This window comes from Micromonospora sp. NPDC050417 (genome assembly GCF_044458865.1).
Taxonomy (GTDB): Bacteria; Actinomycetota; Actinomycetes; order Mycobacteriales; family Micromonosporaceae; genus Micromonospora_G.
Window position 1 is genome coordinate 1 of record NZ_JBITIH010000021.1, and the last position, 21,684, is coordinate 21,684.

Here is a 21,684-nt window from a genome sequence, read left to right on the forward strand (position 1 = left end):
CAGGTGTCGGCGTTCCCGGACGCGTACGCGCAGTGGGAGAACCAGGCCGCCCACATCGTCCAGGACGTCTGGACCAAGTAAGCAACCAGCACAACGACACCACCAGCACAGCGAACAAGAGCCGGGCCCCGGAAACGGGGCCCGGCTCTTCGCGTACTCGGACGTCAGTTGATGCGGTTGTCCGTACCCAGAAAGGCGCGGACCTTGGCGACGAACTCAGCCGGTCGGTTGGCATGGACCTGGTGTCCGGCTGGGATGGTGACCAAACGACCAGCCGGCAGGCGGGCGGCCATGTCCGCGATCTGATCCTGCGGCAGGTGACTGGCTGACCCACCGGCGATGACCAGGGTCGGCGCGGTGATTCGCGGCAGCTCCTCCCGCCAGCTCGGATCTGCCGCGTTGAGCTGCCGGATGACCGCAGGGCGTACGGCCCAGTCGTAGGGGAGTGGCCCGTCCGGGCGCTGCGGAACGTTCAGGCCGAGGGGGACCGGAGGCGGTGTCTCCTCCAGCACCAACGCCTGGACCCGATCCGGGTACGCCGCCGCGAAGAGGTACGCGACCACCCCGCCGAGCGAGTGCCCGATCAGCGTGACCCGATCCAGCCCCAGCCCGTCGAGGAATCCGACCAGGTCGTCCCGCATGAGTTCGACCGAGTAGTGGCCCGGCCGGTCGCTGCGCCCGTGTCCGCGAAGGTCGAGGGCGTGGACCCGCCACCGGTCGGCGAACTCGGTGAGCATGGCGTCCCAGGTCGACCCGTCACCACCACCGCCGTGCAGCAGCACCATCGCCGGTGCGTCAGGCTCTCCCGAGGTCCGGTAACCCAGTCGTAGTCCATTGACGTCAAGCAGTTGTTGGTTGCCCACGTTCGCAGGTTAGCTACACCTTCGCCGGTTCGTTGTAGCTGGCGGCGTACTCCTGACCGGAGAGGGCGCCGATCGCCCGTACGATCTCGTCGGTTGCCCGGCGCCGGTCGGTGGCCGAGGTTGCTTCGCCGTACTCGGGGCCGAAGTGCAGCGGGGTGCCGAACCGGATGGTCACCCGGCTGATTCTCGGCAGCCGGTTGCCGACGGGTTGGATGCGGTCGGTGCCTTCGAGCGCCACCGGCACCACCGGTACGCGTGCGGTCAACGCCAACCATCCGACACCGGTCCGGCCCCGGTAGAGCCGCCCGTCGAGCGAGCGCGTTCCCTCGGGGTAGATGCCGAAGGCGTCACCGGTGGTCAGCACCTCCAGTGCCGCGTCGAGGGATGCCTGCGCCGCGCGGTTGGCTCCGCGTTGCACCGGCACCGAGCCGATCGCGGTGAAGAACCACCGCACCAACCGTCCCCGTAGGCCACGGCCCTGGAAGTACTCCGCCTTGGTCAGGAAGACCACGCGTCGTGGCGACATCAGGGGGATGACGATGCTGTCGAAGAACGACAGGTGGTTGCTCGCCAGGATCACCGCGCCCCGCATTGGTACGTTCGACCGGCCCTCGATGACGGGGCGGTAGATGAGTCGGACCAGCGGAATCAGCAGCGCTCTGACGATCAGGTAGAGCACGGGGGCTCCCTCGGGGGCTCGGGTCGGTGAGATGTCACGGACTATAGCGACCGAACGGTCGTACGCTAAATACGTCGGTGCTAGCTATAGTGAGCGCCGTGAGCCCTCGCCGTTCCAGCGCCGAAGCCGGTCAGACCCGTGCCGCGATCCTGGCGCGAGGCGTCGAGGTCGCCTCGGTCGAAGGTCTCGAAGGACTCACCATCGGCCGGCTCGCCACCGATCTGGGGTTGAGCAAGTCCGGGCTGCTGGGCCACTTCGGTTCGAAGGAAGCCCTCCAGTTGGCGGTCGTCGACACCGCAGCCGAGATCTTCTTCCGCGAAACCTCCAGTGACACGGACGGCGTCACACCCGGGCTGCCCCGCCTCCGCGCCATGTGCGCGGCGTGGGTGTCGCACGTGGAGCGTGAGGTTTTTCCCGGTGGCTGCTTCTTCACCGCCGCCGCCAGCGAGTTCGACGACCGCGACGGCCCGGTACGCGACGCCGTCGCCGGACTCGTCGGACTCTGGGAACGCGACCTGCGCCTGCACGTGTCTCTTGCTGTCGCCGACGGGGACCTGCCCACCGGGACCGACCCGGACCAGGTGGTGTTCGAGCTGGTTGGTCAGATGCTGGCGCTGAACCATGGGCTGCGGCTGCGCCGCGACCGTGGGGCGCTGGCCCGTACTCGCAGGGCAATGGAACGCCTGCTCGGTGAGGCGCAGCCGCCCGTGCCGGCTTCCCGTACCGAGGTGGCCTCCGCCTCGGCCGGCTGATATCACCGGCCAGCCTCGGGTAGCGGTGCCGTAGCCGATGGCCCGCCGCGCCCCGCGCCGCGCGTGGGTTATGGGTCGGAACCCGACCCCGCGCTCACCGAGGTAACGAGGTGCCCCCGGCACATGAGGGGCTGATTCGGACGTATCAGCTTGCTTGCTTGCAGGGGCTCAATCTCTCTGCGCCTGGCGTCCGGTTTGCGAGGTTTTTAGGCTTGATCAACATGCTCGGGGCCATGATCGGCGGAATGTTGGCGGGGGTGGCGTCGTTATACATCGCGTACGACCGGAGCAGCGCCGAGGCGTCCCCCGCCTCGTGAAGCCTGTGGCCTCGTACTTCTTCTTCCTCCGAGCACGGCACCTGTACCCCCTTGTGTGCGTGCTGGGAGAGCCCCCGATTGGAAGGTGAACCATCGTGAAGACGACTTTCACCGCTGTTACCAAGACTTCGTTCGTCCGTAAGACCGCTCTGGGTGTCGCCAGCCTCGCCTTCATCGGTGGTGCTGTCGCCGGTCCCGCGTCGCACGCGTTCGCGGCCCCGGCCGGGCACACTGCACCGGCGATGACCACCGTCGCGCAGGAGACTGCCGCCAAGCCGGGCATGGACAAGCTCGTCCCGCATGGCACGCAGGGTGCGCAGTCGCAGATCAGCCTGTCGAAGGAGCAGCTCGATAACGCCAAGGCGATCACTGATACCGCCAAGAAGCTGGGTATGGGTGAGCGTGGTGCGGTGATCGCGGTCGCTACGTCGATGCAGGAGTCGAAGTTGGAGAACCTGGGTCATCTGGGTGACATGAACGACCACGACTCCCTGGGTCTGTTCCAGCAGCGTCCGTCGTCTGGTTGGGGTACTCCGGCTCAGATCACGGATCCGACGTACGCGGCGACGGCGTTTCTGAGCAATCTGAAGCAGGTGGATGGTTGGCAGGACCTGCCGTTGACGGTGGCGGCGCAGAAGGTTCAGGTGTCGGCGTTCCCGGACGCGTACGCGCAGTGGGAGAACCAGGCCGCCCACATCGTCCAGGACGTCTGGACCAAGTAAGCAACCAGCACAACGACACCACCAGCACAGCGAACAAGAGCCGGGCCCCGAAAACGGGGCCCGGCTCTTCGCGTACCCAGAATTCGCGTACCCAAAAGAAGTGAAGCTTTAGACCGCGACGATGACGGCGGACTCCGCCGGCAACTCGACCCCGCTACGGGTCACGCTAGCCCCCGGGCCGGTCGCCAACAGCACGGTGCGTACGACACTGGCCAGGTCGATCCGCTGCGGTTTGCCGGCCAGGTTCGCCGCCACCACACAGTTGCCCCGACGGACCGCCAGGAACTGGTTCCCGTAACGCACCCCGATCCGGTCCAGTCGAGGGTCGGAGAGATCCGGGTGGCTGCGACGCAGCTTAATAAGCCGACGGTAGAAGTCCAGCATGTCGCGGTGTTCAGGCTTCTCCAACTCGGCCCAGTCGAGCCGGGAACGGACGAACGTCTGCGGATCCTGCGGATCCGGCACCTCCGTCTCCGGCCAGCCGTGCGCGGCGAACTCACGGCGTCGACCGGTCGCGACCGCGGCGGCCAGCTCCGGCTCCGGGTGACTCGTGAAGAACTGCCACGGGGTGCTCGCCCCCCACTCCTCACCCATGAAGAGCATCGGTGTGAACGGCGCGGTGAGCAGCAGGGTCGCGCCGACCCGCTGTAGACCCGGGGAGAGCGACGCGGAAAGCCGGTCGCCACTGGCCCGGTTGCCGATCTGATCGTGGTTCTGGAGGTACGCGACGAACCGGTGACCAGGCACCCGGTGCCGGTCGACCGGGCGGCCGTGGCCACGCCCCCGGAAGCTCGACCAGCCACCGGCGTGGAAGAACGCCCCGGCCAGTACGTCGGCGAGCGACTCCAACGAACCGAAGTCCGCGTAGTAGCCCTGCTCCTCGCCGGTGAGCAGAGTGTGCAGGGCGTGGTGGGCGTCGTCGTTCCACTGGGCGTGCAGCCCGAACCCGCCCGCCTCCCGAGGGGTGATCAGACGTGGATCGTTCAGGTCCGACTCGGCGATCAGTGACAACGGCCGACCAACGTGCGTGGAGAGCGCCTCCACCTCGGTCGCCAACTCCTCCAGCAGCGGGATCGCCCGCTGGTCGCGGAGCGCGTGTACGGCATCCAACCGCAACCCGTCGAGGTGGTAGTCACGCAGCCACATCACCACACTGTCGACGATGTAGTGACGTACCTCGTCGGAGTGGGGGCCGTCCAGGTTGACCGAGCGCCCCCAGGTGTTGCTCGTCTCCGCCAGGTACGGACCGAAGAGCGGTGCGTACGCCCCCGAGGGGCCGAAATGGTTGTAGACGACGTCGAGGATCACTCCCAGCCCACGTGCGTGAGCCGCGTCGACCAGCCGTTTCAGCCCGTCCGGCCCGCCGTAGCCGTGGTGCGGGGCGAACCAGCAGACCCCGTCGTAGCCCCAGTTGTGCTCGCCGTTGAAGGCGTTCACCGGCAGCAGTTCGATCAGGTCGACCCCGAGATCCACCAGGTGGTCGAGCCGCGCGATAGCGGAGTCGAACGTGCCCTCCGGGGTGAAGGTGCCGACGTGCAACTCGTACAGGACCCCACCGGGAAGCTGCCGACCGGTCCAGCGTTGGTCGGTCCACGCGTACGCGCCATGGTCGTAGACCCGGCTGTGTCCGTGCACCCCGTCGGGTTGCCACGCCGACCGTGGGTCGGGCAACGCCCGGTCCCCGTCGTCGAGCAGGTACGCGTAGTCGGTGCCGGGACCGGCCTCCCGTACGTCGAGGCGCCACCAGCCGTCCGGGCCGGCCGCCATCTCGTGGTCGCCCGTACCCACCAGGCGTAGGCGTACCCGCGACGCTTCCGGTGCCCAGACCGTGAACTCGGTCATGATGCCTCCACGGGCTTGCTTCGGACGAGCAGTGCCACCGGGTAGTCGGCCAGTAATTCGGCCAGGAGGACCCGTTCGTCACTGTAGACGCGTCCGGTGAACAGCTCGGTCACCTTGTTAACGGAGGGTGACAGCCAGGTGCGGCCCCAACCGCCGCGTCGGGCCAGGCCGACCGGCAGCCGGGTCGCCACCGCCAGCACGCCGCCCCGGTCGAAGGCGACCGCGTGCTCGGCGGCCGGGCCGTGCACCGGCACCGGGTGGTAGCCGGTGAAGAGTTCCGGCCGGTCCCGGCGTAGCCGCAGGGTCCGGGAGACCACCAGCAGCTTCACCGCCCCGCTGGCGTCGACCGGCGGCAGCCAGCCGGCGTCGAGCCGGTCCAGCAGTTCCCTGCGTACGGCGAAGTCGACCGGACGCCGGTTGTCCGGGTCGACCAGGGAGTTCTCCCACAGCTCGGTGCCCTGGTAGGTGTCCGGCACCCCGGGCATGGTGAGCTGCACCAGCTTCTGGCCGAGCGAGTTGGACCAGCCGGGCCGGGTGAGGCGGTCGGCGAAGGCGGTGATCTCGGCGTGCAGTGTCTCGTCGTCGTACATGCGGTCGACCAGGTGGTGCAGGGCGTGTTCGAACCTCGGGTCCGGGTCGGACCAACTGGTCGAGGCCGCCGCCTCCCGGGCAGCCTTCTCCGCGTACGCGTGTAGCCGGTCCCGCTCGATCGGCCAGGCGCCGACGGCGGTCTGCCACAGCAGGTGCGCAAGCGACGGGTCGGGTAGCGGCACGCGGGCCATCCAGTCACGTACCCGCCGCGCCCAGTCGGCGGGAAGTTCGGCGAGTACGGCCAGTCGGGCACGGACATCCTCGCCGCGTTTGGTGTCGTGGGTGCTGAGCGTGGTCATGCCGGCCGGCAGGCGTTCGTGGCGGGCGGCGGTGGCGCGGTGGAACTCGGCCGGTGGTACGCCGAACCGGGCGGGGCTGCCGCCGACCTCGTTGCACGCCACGAACCGGTTCCACCGGTAGTAGGCGGTGTCCTCCACTCCCTTGGCCATCACCGCCCCGGTGAGCTGGGGAAACCGTTGGGCCAGTTCGTCGTCGGGGTCACGGAGGTGGGCGGTGACCGTGTCCAGGGTGGTGGTCAGGTCCGGCCGTCGTCGGCCCGCCTCCGACCGGGCCATGGCCAGGTGTCGGGCCCCGTGCGGCGGGTAGCCCCGGTAGACCGGGAAGCAGGCGGCGAGTTCGGCCAGCGCGGCGCGGGCGGACTCCGGTGCGACCTCCGGTACCAGCCGGGCCAGCCGGTTCAGTTCGGCGGCGAAGAGCCGGGTGACGACGGTGCGCTTGCAGTGGTGGATCAGCGAGGGCCAGGAGGTGGGTCGGCCGGTGACGGTGGTGTCGAGGACGGTGAAGTCGCCGGCCGCCGCCGGGTCGACGAAGAGTCCGCAGACCGAGGCGAGAGCGTCGTACCCGGTGGTGCCGTCGACCGGCCAGTCCGGCAGCTCCTCGCCGTACTCCAGGATTTTCTCCACCACCAGCCAGGTCTCCGGCGCCGCGGCCCGCAGCCGGGCCAGGTAGCCGGCCGGGTCGCGGAGCCCGTCGGGGTGGTCGACCCGGATGCCGTCGACCTCGCCGGCCGCCACCCAGCGCAGCACCTCGGCGTGGGTGGCGTCGAAGACCTCCGGGTCCTCGACCCGAAGGCCAGCCAGGTCGGAGACGGCGAAGAAGCGGCGGTAGCCCAGTTCGGTGTCGCCGCGCCGCCACGAGACCAGCTCGTAGTGCTGCCGGTCGTGCACGTCGCGTGGGCTTCCGCCGTCGGTGCCGTCGGCGATCGGGTACCGGTGCTCGTGGTAGCGCAGCTCACCGTCGGCGATCTTGAGGTCGTCGAGGGCGTCGGGGGCGTCCGGCCCCCCGGCTCGGCCCGCGTCGTCGGCGAGGACCGGGAGCAGCAGCCGGGGCCGCGACCAGTCGATGTCGAACCAGCGCGCGTACGGCGACGAGCGACCCCGGCGCAGCACGTCCCACCAGGCCGGATTCGCCACCGGCACGGCGACCCCGGCGTGGTTGGGCACGATGTCCACGACCAGGCCCAGCCCCGCCTCGTGCAGCGCCTGGACGAGTCGCCGCCGGGCGGCCTCGCCGCCGAGTTCCGGGTTGACCGCACGCGGGTCGACCACGTCGTAACCGTGCGCCGAGCCGGGAGTGGCGGTCAGCAGCGGCGCGCTGTAGAGGTGGGTGACGCCGAGACGGGCCAGGTAGTCGGTGAGGCCAGCGGCGGCGTCGAGGTCGAATCCGGGCCGGACCTGCACCCGGTAGGTCGCCGTGACCTGTCGGTGGGCACCGGTGGGCATGTCACACCATCCTCTCCAGCGCCACCAGCGAACGGTCCGACACCCGTACGGTCGATCCGGTCTCGATCACCGTCGGGTCGTCCGGGTCGGGTTCGGCGGTGCTGATCACGCGTTCCCACTTCTGACCAAACTCCTCGCCCGGCAGGGCGAAGTCCAGTGCCGCGTCGTGCGCGTTGAACAGCAGCAGGAACGACTGGTCCCGGTGCCGCTGCCCGTACTGGCCGCGTTCCCGGATTCCGTCGCCGTTGACGAAGAGCGTGACGGCACGGCCGAAGTCGTTGCCCCAGTCCTCGCCGGTCATCTCCCGGCCGTCCGGGGTGTACCAGGCCAGGTCGGGCAGGGGGGCGCCGGCGGAGCGGGTCTGCACCGGCAGGCCGGTGAAGAAACGGCGCCGGTGGAAGACCTGGTGCCGGGCTCGGAAGGCGGTCAGCGTACGGACGAACTCCAGGAGCTGCTCGTCGACGTTCTCCCAATTCACCCAGGCCAGCTCGTTGTCCTGGCAGTAGGCGTTGTTGTTGCCGCGCTGGGTCCGGCCCAGTTCGTCGCCGTGGCCGATCATCGGCACGCCCTGGGAGAGCATCAGGGTGGCGAGGAAGTTGCGGCGTTGCCGGGCCCGGAGGGCGAGCACCGCCGGGTCGTCGGTCGGCCCCTCCACGCCGCAGTTCCAGGACCGGTTGTGTCCCTCCCCGTCGCGGTTCTCCTCGCCGTTGGCCTCGTTGTGCTTGTCGTTGTACGCGACCAGGTCGGCCAGGGTGAAGCCGTCGTGGCAGGTGACGAAGTTGATGCTGTGGAACGGGCGGCGCCCGTCGTCCTGGTAGAGGTCGGCGGAGCCGGAGACGCGGGAGGCGAACTCCGACAGGGTGGCGGGCTCACCACGCCAGAAGTCGCGCACGGTGTCCCGGTACTTGCCGTTCCACTCGGTCCAGACCGGCGGGAAGTTGCCCACCTGGTAGCCGCCGGGGCCGACGTCCCACGGTTCGGCGATCAACTTCACCTGGCTGACCACCGGGTCCTGCTGGACCACCTCGAAGAAGGTGGAGAGGCGGTCCACGTCGTAGAACTCCCGGGCCAGGGTGGCGGCCAGGTCGAACCGGAAACCGTCGACGTGCATCTCCTGCACCCAGTACCGGAGCGAATCCATGATCAGTTGCAGTGAGTGTGGGCTGCGTACGTTCAGACTGTTGCCGGTCCCGGTGTAGTCGACGTAGTAGCGGGGGTCCTCCTCCGAGAGTCGGTAGTAGGAGCGGTTGTCCACACCCTTGAACGAGAGCGTCGGGCCGAGGTGGTTGCCCTCGGCGGTGTGGTTGTAGACCACGTCGAGGATGACCTCGATGCCGGCCGCGTGCAGCGCCTTCACCATCGCCCGGAATTCCTGCACCTGCTGGCCGAGCCGGCCCAGCGCCGAGTAGCCGTGGTGCGGGGCGAAGAAGCCGACGGTGTTGTACCCCCAGTAGTTGCGCAGCCCCAGATCGGTCAGGCGGTGGTCGTGGACGAACTCGTGCACCGGCATCAGTTCGATCGCGGTCACACCGAGCCGGGTCAGGTGCTCGATGATCGCCGGGTGGGCGATGGCGGCGTACGTTCCGCGCAGTTCCTCCGGAATCTCCGGGTGCCGCCGGGTCAGCCCACGTACGTGTGCCTCGTAGATCACCGAGTGGTGGTACGGCGTCCGGGGCGGGCTGTCGTTGCCCCAGTCGAAGTACGGGTTGACCACCACCGCCTTCGGCATGAACGGCGCCGAGTCGGTCTCCGACATCCGGTCCGGGTCGGCCAGGTCGTAGTCGTAGACCGCCGGATCCCAGACCACCTCGCCGTCGACCGCCTTCGCGTACGGGTCGAGCAGCAGCTTGTGCGGATTGCACCGCACCCCGGACGCCGGGTCGTACGGCCCGTGCACCCGGAAGCCGTACCGCTGTCCCGGCTGCACCCCCGGCAGGTACGCGTGCCAGACGTACGCGTCCACCTCCGGCAGCGGGACGCGACGCTCGGCGCCGAGGTCCCACTCGTCGAAGAGGCAGAGTTCGACCGACTCGGCCACCTCCGAGAAGATCGCGAAGTTGGTTCCGGTGCCGTCGTAGGTCGCCCCCAGCGGATACCGTTCCCCCGGCCAGACCTGCATGGTGCTCCTTCGCCCTGGTCGCCAAGTCCCCGGGCCGCGACGGCCCGGCGCGCACGCGGGTAATTGCCCACCCACCACTTCCACCAACCCCCCAACCCCCACCCCCGGGTAAGGAAGGGCCCCTTGTTATCGCCTTCTGTAGAGGAAGGGCCCCTTCCTAACCTCCGCTGGGTGCCGCGCGGTGCGGAGCGGAGGCGGGGGTTGACAGGGGGTTCGAGGGCTGCCTAGCCTGCGCCGGCAGGCCGGCCGGCCCGCCACCCATGTCGGGACGACCCGCGGCTGAGCTGCCTGATTCCGGTCTTCGGTGAAGTCGTGGAGGTTTCCGTAATTCGCCGCACGCCCGCCGGTCTCCTGACAGGGAGAGGCCGAACAGATCCGGCCTTCGGCGCCTGACACTCGGGCAATTGCCGTAAGCAGGCGAAATGCCGCACGAGCCAAGAGAAATCGAAGGGGAGTGAGACGCCATGTCCTCAGCCGGTCGGGGCGTACCCGATACCGGGATGGTCATCGCGGCCCAGCGGGGCAACCAGCACGCGCTCGACGACCTGGTGGCGAACTCCCTCCCACTCGTCTACAACATCGTCGGCCGGGCGCTGCGCGGGCATGCCGACGTCGACGACGTGGTCCAGGAGACCCTGGTACGGGTCGTCCGTCACCTGACCGACCTGCGCGACCCCGGGGCGTTCCGGCCCTGGCTGGTGGCGATCACCATCCGGCAGATCCGCGACTGGGAACAGCACCGCCGTACCGCGTTGATCCGCGACGCCGGGATCGACGCGATCCACGAGGTGCCCGACCCGGCGGGTGACTTCGCCGAGGTGACGATCCTCCGGCTCGGCCTCACCGACCAACGCCGCGAGGTCGCCGAGGCGACCCGTTGGCTCGACCCGGACGACCAGGAACTCCTCGCCCTGTGGTGGCTGGAGGAGACCGGTGAACTCGGTCGCGCCGACCTGGCCGCCGCGCTCGGCCTCAGCGTCAGCCACGCGGCGGTACGGATCCACCGGATGAAGGAGCAGATCCAGACCGCCCGTACGGTCGTTCGCGCACTGCGCGGCCGACCGAGCTGCCCGGATCTGCGGAACATGACCGCGAGCTGGAACGGCACGCCGACCCCGTTGTGGCGCAAGCGCCTGGCCCGGCACGTACGGGACTGCATGTTCTGCGGACGCTACCGCGAGGACTTCCTCCCGATCGACCGGCTCCTCGCCGGGCTCCCGCTGCTCCCGGTGCCGGCGAGCTTCGGCGACCAGATCTCCGCAGTCGCGTACGCGGGCGCGGCCCCGTCGCACGCCGCCACCGCCGCCCACCAGGCCACCGCCCCGGCCGGTGGTACGCCCTGGACCCCCGGCCCGGAGGTGGCGCCCCCGGACGGGGCGGGCTGGTGGGGCAACCTGTTCACCGGTGGCGCCAAGAAGGTGCTGATCCCGTTCACCGCCGCCGCCGCAGTGGCCACGCTGGTGGCCGGGGCACTGGTGGTGACCAAGTTGACCAGCCCGACGCCGCCTCCCGTCGCCGCGCCGCCGCCGGTGGACGCCGCGCTCGCGCCTGCCGAAGCGTCCCCGTCCGCCACCCCCACGCCCACGCCGTCGGCCTCGCCGAGCCCCTCGGTGAAGGCGACGCCGAGCGCCAAGCCGAGCAGCCGGGCGCCGGCTGTCGGACCGGCGGTCACCTCGGCGAAGAAGGGCGTCGGCGTCTGGGAGTTCAACGGCGTGAGTCAGGCGCTGGCCAACTCGAAGGCGAGTTGGTACTACACCTGGAGCACCCAGCACTCCGGCATCAACACCCCGAGCGGGGCCACCTTCGTACCGATGATCTGGGGTTCGAAGAGCGTCACCGCCGCTGAACTCGCCCGCGCCAAGGCGGCCGGACCGTACCTGCTCGGCTTCAACGAGCCGGACCTGCGGGAGCAGTCGAACATGACGCCGGAGCAGGCGCTGGACCTCTGGCCGCAGCTCGTCGCCACCGGCAGCACGCTGGGCAGCCCGGCGGTCGCCTGGGGAGGTGCCGATGCGGGTGGCTGGCTGGACCGGTTCATGTCCGGGGCGAAGTCACGCGGTCTGCGGGTCGACTTCATCACCCTGCACTGGTACGGCGGCGACTTCAACACCACCAACGCGGTCAACCAGTTGAAGCAGTACATCCAGGCTGTCTACAACCGTTACAAGGTGCCGATCTGGCTGACCGAGTTCGCCCTGATGAACTTTGCCGACGGCGCCCAGCGTTTCCCGACCCAGGCGCAGCAGGCGGCATTTCTCACCGCTGCCACGAAGATGCTCGGCGGACTTTCCTTCGTGCACCGGTACGCCTGGTTCGGGCTGCCCGCGACAGACCGGGACCAGTCCGGACTGTTCCGTACGGGCACCGAGGCGACCGCGATCGGCCGGGCCTTCCAGGCTGCCGGTTGAGAGTGGCGGGCTGGTTGGTGCGACGCATCGGACCATAGCTGTTCGCGGATTGTCGAGCCACGGCGGAAGTGCCTTTTCCGTCGTGGCTCGTCCGTTTCCGGGATTCGCGTCCGGGTTCGCGGAACAGGGGCCCCGGAACGGGTCGGAACAGGGTTGGAACCGGTGCCGGAGTTAAGTGAAAGATAAGGGATCCGAGTCGAGGACGCGGGTGTCATTCACGTATTCTCTGCGCGGAGAGAGAAAGGTGCGTGCCCCGCTATGACCACCCGACCTGCCCTCGGTTTCCTGTCCGTGACAACTGCCTCGCCGAGCGTCCACCAGATCGGGGATCGGGCCGGGACGGCCGGGTGTCGGGCATGACCGGGCGGGGTGGCGCGACCGGCGACGGTGCCGGTCACGGGCGTCTGTTCGGGGCGCTCACGATCCTGGTCGTGACCGCGTTGGCGGTGGCGTTGGTGCAGGGCTGGGGCCGTGGGACGTCCCGGGCGAAGGCGGACCACTCGGCGTCGCCCGCAGCCGCCGTACCGGTGGTGCTGAGCGGCACGGACCTGGCCTTCATCCAACTGATGATCCCGATGAACGACCAGGCGCTGGCCTTCTTCTCGTACCTCGATTCCAGCGCGGCCACGACACCGGCGCTACGGGAACTGGCCGGCCGGCTCACCTCGACCCACCGGGCGGAACTGGCCGAGCTGCGGTCGTTGCTGGCCGCCGGGGACGTGACCGAGGAGAACATCCACGAGGGGCACCAGATGCCCGGCATGATCACCGAGCTTCGGGTCGCCGATGTCCGGGCCGCGCCAGCCGCCGAGTTCGGCCCCCGCGTGGTCACCCTGATCCGGGAACACCTGGCCCAGAGCGCGGTGGTGGCCCGGTCGGAGCAGGAGTCCGGCGGCAGTGACCGGACCAAGGCCCTCGCCGCCGGGCTGGAGCGTTCGCGCAACGAGGAGCTTGTGCTGCTCGACGCCGTGCCGGGCGCCGACTCCGTACAGGAGTGAGTCCCGGCACGGGGCCGGGCCGGGACGCCAGACGTGGGGTAAGAAGAGCCTGGTCAGCGCGGAAACTGCCCGGTGCGATCGTGGTCCCTCGCCGGTACGCCGCAGGGGTGGGCGACGGTGCGACACACCGGGGGCGCGGAGGCCGGCCCTAGCAAGTTGTTCGCACACCTGTCGGGTAACTTCGTTCCCTGGCCCTGGCAGTACCGTCCGACAGGAGAAGTTTCCCGCATGGGTAGAAAGACCGTTCACATCTCCGATTTCAGCGGCAAGGTCCTCCAGGCGGACGACGAGATCGTGCGCGTCGTCGTCCTGGAACACCCGGACCTGGTGGCTGGACCGGTGCAGTTGGAGGCCAGGCCGGTCGAGGTGGAGAGCATCGACGACGCGTCGCTTGACGTCGCGGTCGTGGAGATCTACGACAGCCACGGCGGCGGTGAACCGCGCCGGGTGGTGCTCACCGCCAGCGAGTTCGACGCGCTCGCCACCGACGTGCCGATGGCCCAACTGCTCAAGACCGCGGAGCGGATCAAGCCGTCGAAGACGGCCAAGCGGGTCACCGCCGAGCGGGTCGACTACGCCACGCTCGAACACGCGGGCAAGCCGCACCGGGGCAAGACCACCGAGGAGGAGGCGCAACTCGTCCGGGACAACCTGGACGAGATCAACAAGCGGCTCGCCGACGAGGGTATCCGGCAGATCGACCCGGCCGACCCCGAGCACGCGGCCCGTTACGGTTTCCCGGCCTGACCGCAGGTGCGTACGTGAGACCGCTGGCCGGGTGTCGTACCCGGTCAGCGGTCTTGCCGGGTGGCTAGGACGCCCGCGAGTAGCCTTCGTCCCGGTGTGTCCGCCCGGGTGAGGCGCCGGTGAGTGAGCGGGGGAGCTGTGATGGGCGACGAGGGGAGCGGGGGAGACCCGCTCGCGGTCGATCCGCTCGCGCTGGAACGGCAGGTGTGTTTCGCCCTCTCGGTCGCCTCGCGCAACGTGGTGGCGCTCTACCGGCCGCTGCTCGAACCGATGGGGCTGACCCATCCGCAGTACCTGGTGATGCTGGCGCTGTGGCAGTCGACGCCGCTCTCGGTGAAGGCCCTCAGCCAGTTGCTGCAACTTGATCCGGGCACGCTCTCGCCGCTGCTGAAGCGGCTGGAGGTGAACGGCCTGATCCGGCGAGAGCGGGACGCGCAGGACGAGCGGACGCTCGCCGTGGTGCTGACCGATTCCGGTCGGGCACTGCGGGCGCAGGCGGAGAAGATCCCGGCGGCGGTGATCGAGCGTCTCGGTATGGACCTCGACGAGTTGCTCCACCTGCACGCGTCGCTCACCCGGCTGATCACCGCCACCCGTGTTGCCGGTGCCGGCGGCGTGTCCCAGGGCTGATTCCGGGGAGGTCGGGAAAGGTGACCCCGACCCCTTGCCGGACCAATACTTGGTGTACAAACTATTGGTACGCCAAGCGGTTGGTCGACGAGAGGACGGGATCGACATGGACGCGTCGAAGCCGAAGCGGTCGTTCCTGTCCCGGCTCACCGGCCGGGACCGGATGTTCGACGTCCTGTTCAAGATCCTCGGGCCGCCGACGGTCGAGAACGCGCTCCAGGGCACCAGCGCCGAAGCGCGCGAAGGGTGGCGGCGCGACCTTGCCGAGCGCAAACGGTTCAGCGCCGAGCAGCGGGCCAGGCGAGCCGAACGCCGCCGGGGCGGCCCCTCGACCGGCCTGCTCGGGCCGGTCAACCCGCCGAACCCGCTCGACCCGCCGAACCCGCTCGACCCGCCGAACCCGCTCGACTGAACGGCCCAGATCGAGGTCCACCGAAACGTCCACCCCGCCGTCCACCCCACCGGGCGTCACCTCCTGCCCACCTGCCTCGTTGCGGTGAGGACGCCGCACTCCGTGCCCGTACGTGAGGTGCAGGCGCGTGAGCAGGGGAGGCTCGGTTGGCAACCTTCCGTTCGGTACTTCGACAGGCGTTCCACAAGTCAGGCGGTCAACGGGTCCGGATCGTGGCCCAACGCACCGCACTGCGCGCCCGCTCCGGGGCCTTCCGCAACGAGATCGGTGTCCGTATGCACGCGGATCCCGCCGACATCCGGGGCGTGCTGCTGGCGATGTACCACGGCAACCTCGACCGGAGCGCCGTCGCCACCTGGCGCCGCCTCGCCGGTGAGCTACGCCCGACCGTCGCCCTGGACATCGGTGCGAACTACGGCGAGGTGGCCTTCTCCACCCGCTACCACGAAGGGCTGCGCGCACTCCACCTGGTGGAACCGAATCCCGTGGTGATCCGGATGCTGCGCGAGACGCTCCGGCACAGCGGCAGCGACTATCCGGGCATCGTGCTGCACGAGGGTGCGGCCAGCGACACCACCGGCGTCGCCCGCCTGAACTTCCACACGCACTCCGGGGTCTCCTCCCTGCGGCTGCGCAGCGACCGGGGAGTCTCGGTCGACTGCTTCCGGCTGGACGAGCGGGTCACCCTCGCGCCTGACGACTCGTTGCTGTTCAAAATCGACGTCGAGGGGCACGAACTGGAGGCCCTCGAAGGGATGGCCGGTCTGCTGCACGGTCGGCAGGTTGCCGGCATCTGTGAGGTCATGCACGCGGACGAGGAACTGGTGGACTATCTCTGTGACCGCTTCGCCGTCAGCGTGATCCGGGACGGCGTCGAGCACCCCGTCGACGCGCCCCGGCTGCGGGACGTACTCGCCCGTGCCCGTGCGACCGGATGGGCCGGTCTCAGCAAGGATGTGGTGCTCCGGTCCCGGTAACCGGTGGTCGCAACCGAGGAGACGCCGATGATCGACATGGACGAGATCGCCGCTACGGTCGGGGACTACCTCGACCGGTACGGCACCGAGCACGACCGCCTCGCCCCGCTGCTCGCCGCTGTCGCGCAGCGGGCGGCGATCACCTCCCGCTCGACCTTCACCGGTCACCTCACCTGCTCGGCCCTCCTGCTCGACCCCTCCGGGCAGGCCCTGCACATCCACCACAACGTGCTCGACCGCTGGCTCCCGCCCGGAGGGCATCTGGAGCCGACCGACACCAGCCTGCTCGGCGCCGCCCTGCGCGAGGTCGAGGAGGAGACCGGTCTGACCGCCGACGTCCTGGTGCCCCTGGACCGGCGGCCGGTGGACATCGACATCCACCCGATCCCCGCCAACCCGGGGCGGGACGAACCCCGGCACTGGCACTTCGATCTCTGTTACGCGTTCACCGTGACCGACCCGCCGGAGTTGACGCTCCAGACCGACGAGGTCGGCGCGGCAGCCTGGATGCCGATCGCATCAGCGCCGCTCCGGGCGAAGCTGGACCACCTGGGAGCCCGCCTCGCGGTCGTGGCCCAGGCGCTGCCTCCGCACACCCCGGCGCCTGATTTTGCCCCCAGCCCGTCCCCTAACTAAAAGTAACGCCCTCCCGGTCTATGTCCGGGAGGGCGTTTTTCCTCTTGAGAGGTGGTGCGCCCGGCAGGGATCGAACCTGCGACCTTGGGATTAGAAGTCCCCTGCTCTATCCGCTGAGCTACGAGCGCGTGCTGTGGTACGCGGGAGTAGGGTACCCGCGCCGCCGGGCAGACCATTCGGCTGGACGGGGGTCGCCGGCCCGGCCAGCACATACTAGGTTTTCACGGGTGCGGGTGACGAGCACTGAGTTTTTGCCGCTGCTGGTGTCGACCATCGACGAGCAGTTCGGCGAGGACCACGTGCTGGACGAGTTCTCCGACGACATCGGTATCGCGTACTCGTTCGGCCCACCGTACGGTGAGCGCCTGGTGACCTGGGCGGACCTGGACCGCAGCGGAGTTGGTCGGCGGGCGCTGCGGCGAACCGCGATGGAGAACCTGGACATCGCGATGAACCGGCTGCGGATCTCCGGCCAGCCACCGGCCCTGCTGCTCTCCTTCGACGGCCTGGAGTCCAGCGTGCTGCTGGTCGACGAGTTCTGGGACGACCTGCAGCAGTCGGTCCCCGGCGAACTGGTCATCGGCGTTCCGGCCCGGGACGTGGTGATCGTCACTGGGTCGCAGTCACGTCCGGGACGGGAGAAGGCGCGTCGCGCGGTGGACCGGGTCTTCTTCGCCGGTGACCCGCACCCGCTCAGCCGGGACCTGCTGGTGTGGCGGCAGGGGATGTGGCTGCCGTTCCACCCGGCGGCCCCCACCGGACTGACCTCCGGTCCGGCCCGACGCACGGTCCCGCAGCCGCCCCGGCCGCCGTACCAGCCTTCGTCGTACGAGCCCCGCTCGGAACCGTACGAGCCGATGTCCTACCCGCCTCGACCGGCGCGGCCGGGACGGCGCCAGCAGCCGGAGCGGGTGCAGCGACGGGACCGGGTGGACCGGGCTGAACCGCGTGATCGAGTCGAGCGGGCCGAACCGGGTGACCCGCCCGAGCGGCCTAGGCGGTTCGAGCGTCCGGAGCGGTCTGAGTGGGTGGAGCGTCCGGAGCGGTCCGAACGTCCGGAACGCCCTGAGCCTCCAGAGCCGACGAAGGAGTCGGGTCCGGAGGTGCGCTGGTCGGAGTCGCCGCAGCCGGGGGAGCTGGGGCGAGGAAAGCGCCGACCCAGCGGTCCAGCTCGCTGAAGACCCGCTCGCGTACGGCCGGTCCGGAGAGCGTCAGGTCGTGCAGGCCGCCGTCGAACCGGACCAGGGTTACGTGCCGTCCGATCGCCGGTGCCCAACGGGCCATGTCCGCCACGTTGAGTACGGAGTCCGCGAGCGTCGCCGACTCGTGCCAGGTGTTGACCCGGCAACTCCGGGTGGAGGCGGCGAGCAGGACGGGTACCCGGACGTCCAGTCCGCGCTGGAGCCGCCGCTGGCCCTGGCGGATCGCGGCAAGCCAGCCGGCCCGGACGGGGAAACCGACGAGCGGCTTCCAGGCGAGGTCGTAACTCCATTCGCCCCGGTGGTCGGTGTGCAGGCTCTGGCCGTACACCGGGGAGAGGGTGATGGGGACGACCAGGTACGGCATCCGCCGGGCCAGCCTGGCGACGGCCGCCGCGAGGGGTCGACGGGCCAGCCACGGCGCGTTCAGGTCCAGGAACGGGCTGTTGAGGAAGAGTCCGTCGATGATCGCCTCGTCCCGCCGGGCGTCGGCCCAGAGTGCCGCGAGCAGTCCGCCGGTCGAGTGTCCGTTGACCAGAAGGGTGCGGTTGCCGTCCTGGTCGCGGATGATGCTCGCCGCCGCGTCGAGTTCGGGGAAGTACTCGCGCAGGTCGCGGCAGAAGTTCGGCGTCTGGTGCGGGAGCAGGCTGCGACCGTACTTGCGTAGGTCGAGTGCGTAGAAGTCCCAGCCACGCTCGACGTAGAAGTCGGCCAGGTGGGCCTGGAAGAAGTAGTCGGCGAACCCGTGCACGTAGAGCACGGCACGCCCGGTGGGGTGGTCGGCACCGCGACGTACCAGGGTGGCCAGCACGGGTCCCTCGTCGTCATGCCCGAGATCGATCGTCTGGTACTCGTACGCTCCGCCGAGCAGGTCCGGTTCCACGCCGTCGACGTTATCGCGCCGTACCACATTCGCGCTTGATCAGGTTTTTCTCCACAGCCTCGGGAGTTGTCCACAGTCTGTGGGCGGTCGGTGGCGTCACCGCCGGCAGACCGCCACGCTCGTCCGTGAGTCGACTCGATGTGGTGATCCCTGGACAGCCGTGAGAGTTACGGAGAGATGATGTTCGATACCTATGTGACCATCGTGGGCAACGTGCTCACCGCGCCGGAATGGCGACGTACGACCCAGAGCGGCACGCTGGTGGCCAACTTCAAGGTCGCCTCGACCTCCCGCCGCCTCGACCGGGAGAGCGGGCGTTGGATCGACGGCAACAGCCTGCGCGTGCGGGTCAACTGCTGGCGCAAGCTCGCCGAGGGCGTCTCCTCGTCGGTGATGACCGGCGACCCGGTCATCGTGGTCGGCCGGATGTACACCCGCGACTGGGTCGACGACGCCGGCAACCACCGGACCATGTACGAGATGGAGGCGGTCGCCGTCGGCCACGACCTCTCCCGGGGGCGGGGACAGTTCGCCCGCAACCGTCCGACCATGACCACGAGTTCCGTCGAGGACGGCGAAGCCGAGCACCGCGTCCAGGGCGAGCCGACCGAACCGGTGTCGGACGAACTGGTGCCGGCCCGGCTCGACGGCCCGGACGGTGAGGAGGAGTCGCGTACCTTCCTGACCCTCCGCGATGAGTTGCCGGAACTGCCGCCCCACGACCTGACCGACCTCGGGCAACACGAGGTGCCGCCGGACGAGTTGGCAGGCGGGAACCCGCCGGTGGACGTGCCGGTCGACCGGATTCTGTCGGGCGGGCCGGAGGACGACGAGTTCGACGGGGGTGACCCGGCGACGGGGGCCGACGGCCCGCAGGTGGGCGGCCGGGCCCGACGTGGGCGGGCCAGGGTGCCCGTGCCGGCCTGATCGGTCCGCCGGTCGCCACCGGCGGTGGGGGAGGCGGGCGTCGGGGGAGCCGCCCGCCTCCCCAGCACACCAAACGGCTGGCCACGACGAGCACGACAGCGTCGGGTTCCTGTTCAAGCGAAGACCCGCCCTGGGGCGTCGTCCACGGGGGAAGACGACGCACCCGGACCACCATCGACGGAAGACGGACAACGCGTCACCTCCTCGTAATGGGCAGGGCCGCCCCGTCCGAGTGCGCGGGTTGCGGGGCGGCCCCCGGTTCCGTCCGTCCACGTCCGGCCTGAGCACCGGGAGGATTCGAGCGGTTTCCGTTGCTCATAGTTTTGTGATCGAGGGACTACGCTTGGAAGACGAACGATGCTTTCAGGACCTTTCAAGGAAGGCCCCCCGGTGAGCGATCTAGGCGCCCAGTTACGGCAGGCTCGGGCCGAGGCCGGCGTTACGTTGGCCTACATCGCGGCGCGCTCCTGCTATTCGGCAACCCACCTCAGCAACGTCGAGGCAGGACGCCGCACCGCGACGGACGATGTCGTGCTCGCGTACGCGCGGGCGTTGGGAGGTGCGGACGTGAACCGACGACAGCTACTCGCGGCGGGCGTCGTGGGTCCGGTTGCGGCCTCGGAACTTATCCGAACCGGCTTCAGCGCAGCACTCGACGGCCGAGGGGCGGAGGAGGACTGGCGCGAACGCGTCGCCCAGTACGGGCGGGACTACATGGAAATTGGCGCGGACGCCCTACAAGCCAGGCTCGCGGGTGACCTGGTCGTGATGCAGCAGCACCTAGACACGCCACGTATGTGGGCGAGCGCCGCGCGGGCGCTCGCGGTCTACGGGAAGACCACTAAGGACCCACGCGAGGCAATCCGGTGGTATGACCTCGCCGCGACGGCCGCCGACCGCTCCGAAGACCTTGGCATTCGTGTGTGGGTGCGAGGCCGGGCAGCGATCGCTCTTGCGTACGAGGGGGCGGCCCTCAACATCGCGAAGCGGTACTCGGACGAAGCGATCGGCCTGTCCGACCAACCCTCGCTCGGGCGCCTGAACGCCCTCATGGCACGTGCGCACGTAGCGGCCGGGCGTGGAGACCTGGGCGGGGCTGTCGCCTCGGACGAGGACGCCCGGCGGGTCTTCGATCGGGTCGCGTCCGACGAGTTGGTGTCGGACTTCGCGGTGCCAGCCTGGCGGATGGCCACGTTTCGGTCGATGCTCTACGCGCGGCTCGGTGTCGTCGGTGCGGGCAGCGAAGCGCAGGACGAGGCCGACCGACTACGGCCGGCGGCGCTGACCAGGTTCGCAACGCACATCGAACTACACCGGGGCCTCATGATGGCGAAATCCGGAGACAAGACCGCAGGCGTGGCGTACGCCCGGCGGGCCTGGGCGGGGCTGCCAGTTGACCGCCGGTCACAGACCCTCGGGCTTGTGCTTCAGGAGGTCGAGCGGGCGGCACGCTGACCAACGCCCCCGTGCCAGCCGGCTGGCGCATGGTGAGCTACTGCCGAGATCGAGAAGGCGAGGAATGGTCATCGCCCCGCTGACTCGACCGGGCGGGTCAGGTGGTTGGGGTCGAGCCTGGGTCCATGTGACCTTGAAGCTCACTTCGCCACTCCGCGAATCGCGTCCGGAGCGTGGCGAGTTCCGCCGGGGTGATGCCGTAGAAATCGATCGCCGCGTCCGTAGTCGCACTCCGTCCGTAGTCGCACTCCCGAGCCCACTACGGTTTACAGCGAGTCACTAACGGGTGCCCTGTATCTCGACAGGCAGACGGAAGTTGCGTCGTACTCTGCGACTTGGAAGGCGCTTGGAAGGTCTGGCGCGCGACGTAGACCGGTCGGCCGACCTGTTGATCATGATCGCCAAGGAGATGGAGTGATGAGCAACCAAACCGGTGCCGTGTGGCGCAAGAGCACTCGCAGCAGCGGGAATCAGGGAAACTGCGTGGAGGTGGCCGACAACATCGCCAGCCGCGTCCTCGTCCGCGACAGCAAGGACCCGGCTGGGCCGGCCCTGACTTTTGGCCCCGAGGCGTGGCGGGCCTTCGTTGGCCTTGCCAAGCAGTTCTGACGACCTAACGCGCCCCCGTGCCTGGAGGACCGGTGCGGGGGCGTTGCCATGCCCGCCACGACGTTGAGGCATCAGGGGAGCCGCCCGCCTCCCCGGCACACCGGTCGGCTGGCTAGGCTGCGGCCGGGGGTGATCGGCGTGCGACCGGAGACGATCATTCGTCGGGCCGGACAGCC

Annotated in this window: 18 protein-coding genes and 1 tRNA gene; 12 read left to right on the forward strand and 7 right to left on the reverse strand. The window is 69.5% G+C overall.

The genetic code is table 11. From position 1 onward, the window contains the following. Positions 1-164: 164 nt before the first annotated feature. Positions 165-863 carry an alpha/beta fold hydrolase gene (locus ACIBF5_RS24710; protein WP_396815250.1) on the reverse strand — a complete coding sequence of 233 codons (699 nt, stop codon included), beginning with the start codon at positions 861-863 and terminating at the stop codon, positions 165-167. A 13-nt stretch (positions 864-876) separates the two neighbouring features. Beyond that, on the reverse strand, positions 877-1,542 hold the full coding sequence (locus ACIBF5_RS24715) for a lysophospholipid acyltransferase family protein (protein ID WP_396815251.1): 666 nt from the start codon (positions 1,540-1,542) through the stop codon (positions 877-879). A gap of 98 nt (positions 1,543-1,640) precedes the next feature. Here ACIBF5_RS24715 and ACIBF5_RS24720 point away from each other — a divergent pair, with 98 nt between their 5' ends. Continuing rightward, complete coding sequence (locus tag ACIBF5_RS24720) at positions 1,641-2,294, forward strand: TetR/AcrR family transcriptional regulator (RefSeq protein WP_396815252.1); 654 nt, start codon at positions 1,641-1,643, stop codon at positions 2,292-2,294. 412 nt (positions 2,295-2,706) lie between these two features. Continuing rightward, complete coding sequence (locus ACIBF5_RS24725) at positions 2,707-3,333, forward strand: hypothetical protein (protein WP_396815253.1); 627 nt, start codon at positions 2,707-2,709, stop codon at positions 3,331-3,333. Between the two features lie 108 nt (positions 3,334-3,441). On the opposite strand, the gene treZ is transcribed toward ACIBF5_RS24725, so the two are convergent. The 3 genes from treZ to glgX are packed head-to-tail and all read right to left on the reverse strand — an operon-like array spanning position 3,442 to position 9,627. Continuing rightward, positions 3,442-5,175: a malto-oligosyltrehalose trehalohydrolase gene (treZ, locus tag ACIBF5_RS24730; RefSeq protein WP_396815254.1), complete on the reverse strand. Its 1,734-nt coding sequence runs from the start codon at positions 5,173-5,175 to the stop codon at positions 3,442-3,444. Continuing rightward, the gene (treY, locus tag ACIBF5_RS24735; RefSeq protein ID WP_396815255.1) at positions 5,172-7,508 is read right to left on the reverse strand and encodes a malto-oligosyltrehalose synthase; all 2,337 of its coding nucleotides are present in this window, start codon (positions 7,506-7,508) and stop codon (positions 5,172-5,174) included. Before treY ends, treZ begins: the two co-directional genes overlap by 4 nt. 1 nt (position 7,509) lies before the next feature. After that, positions 7,510-9,627 carry a glycogen debranching protein GlgX gene (glgX, locus tag ACIBF5_RS24740; protein WP_396815256.1) on the reverse strand — a complete coding sequence of 706 codons (2,118 nt, stop codon included), beginning with the start codon at positions 9,625-9,627 and terminating at the stop codon, positions 7,510-7,512. A 464-nt stretch (positions 9,628-10,091) separates the two neighbouring features. Between glgX and ACIBF5_RS24745 the strand changes: the two genes are divergently transcribed. The 7 genes from ACIBF5_RS24745 to ACIBF5_RS24775 all read left to right on the forward strand — a co-directional run bounded on the left by ACIBF5_RS24745 (position 10,092) and on the right by ACIBF5_RS24775 (position 16,435). Next, positions 10,092-12,035 carry a sigma-70 family RNA polymerase sigma factor gene (locus ACIBF5_RS24745; protein ID WP_396815257.1) on the forward strand — a complete coding sequence of 648 codons (1,944 nt, stop codon included), beginning with the start codon at positions 10,092-10,094 and terminating at the stop codon, positions 12,033-12,035. A 356-nt stretch (positions 12,036-12,391) separates the two neighbouring features. Continuing rightward, positions 12,392-13,033 (forward strand): DUF305 domain-containing protein, encoded by a 642-nt coding sequence (locus tag ACIBF5_RS24750; protein WP_396815258.1) that lies wholly within the window; start codon positions 12,392-12,394, stop codon positions 13,031-13,033. Positions 13,034-13,261: 228 nt separating this feature from the next. After that, positions 13,262-13,780 carry a hypothetical protein gene (locus ACIBF5_RS24755; RefSeq protein ID WP_396815259.1) on the forward strand — a complete coding sequence of 173 codons (519 nt, stop codon included), beginning with the start codon at positions 13,262-13,264 and terminating at the stop codon, positions 13,778-13,780. 141 nt (positions 13,781-13,921) lie between these two features. Then, entirely contained in the window at positions 13,922-14,410 is a 489-nt protein-coding gene (locus tag ACIBF5_RS24760) for a MarR family winged helix-turn-helix transcriptional regulator (protein WP_396815260.1), read from the forward strand. A gap of 106 nt (positions 14,411-14,516) precedes the next feature. Beyond that, the gene (locus ACIBF5_RS24765) at positions 14,517-14,822 is read left to right on the forward strand and encodes a hypothetical protein (RefSeq protein WP_396815261.1); all 306 of its coding nucleotides are present in this window, start codon (positions 14,517-14,519) and stop codon (positions 14,820-14,822) included. A gap of 146 nt (positions 14,823-14,968) precedes the next feature. Continuing rightward, positions 14,969-15,799, forward strand: a complete 831-nt coding sequence (locus ACIBF5_RS24770) for an FkbM family methyltransferase (protein WP_396815262.1) — start codon at positions 14,969-14,971, stop codon at positions 15,797-15,799. Between the two features lie 27 nt (positions 15,800-15,826). After that, positions 15,827-16,435: an NUDIX hydrolase gene (locus tag ACIBF5_RS24775; protein ID WP_396815263.1), complete on the forward strand. Its 609-nt coding sequence runs from the start codon at positions 15,827-15,829 to the stop codon at positions 16,433-16,435. Between the two features lie 52 nt (positions 16,436-16,487). On the opposite strand, the gene ACIBF5_RS24780 is transcribed toward ACIBF5_RS24775, so the two are convergent. Together ACIBF5_RS24780 and ACIBF5_RS24785 are read right to left on the reverse strand one after the other, a co-directional pair. Further along, positions 16,488-16,563, reverse strand: a tRNA-Arg gene (locus ACIBF5_RS24780). Positions 16,564-17,428: 865 nt separating this feature from the next. After that, a complete protein-coding gene (locus ACIBF5_RS24785) occupies positions 17,429-18,517 on the reverse strand; it encodes an alpha/beta hydrolase (protein ID WP_396815264.1) in 1,089 nt (362 codons plus the stop codon). Between the two features lie 180 nt (positions 18,518-18,697). Here ACIBF5_RS24785 and ssb point away from each other — a divergent pair, with 180 nt between their 5' ends. From ssb to ACIBF5_RS24800, 3 genes are all read left to right on the forward strand, one after another. Further along, positions 18,698-19,444 (forward strand): single-stranded DNA-binding protein, encoded by a 747-nt coding sequence (gene ssb / locus ACIBF5_RS24790; RefSeq protein ID WP_396815265.1) that lies wholly within the window; start codon positions 18,698-18,700, stop codon positions 19,442-19,444. A 390-nt stretch (positions 19,445-19,834) separates the two neighbouring features. Then, complete coding sequence (locus ACIBF5_RS24795) at positions 19,835-20,899, forward strand: helix-turn-helix domain-containing protein (protein ID WP_396815266.1); 1,065 nt, start codon at positions 19,835-19,837, stop codon at positions 20,897-20,899. Between the two features lie 417 nt (positions 20,900-21,316). Next, positions 21,317-21,508, forward strand: a complete 192-nt coding sequence (locus ACIBF5_RS24800) for a DUF397 domain-containing protein (RefSeq protein ID WP_396815267.1) — start codon at positions 21,317-21,319, stop codon at positions 21,506-21,508. The last annotated feature ends 176 nt before the right edge of the window (positions 21,509-21,684 follow it).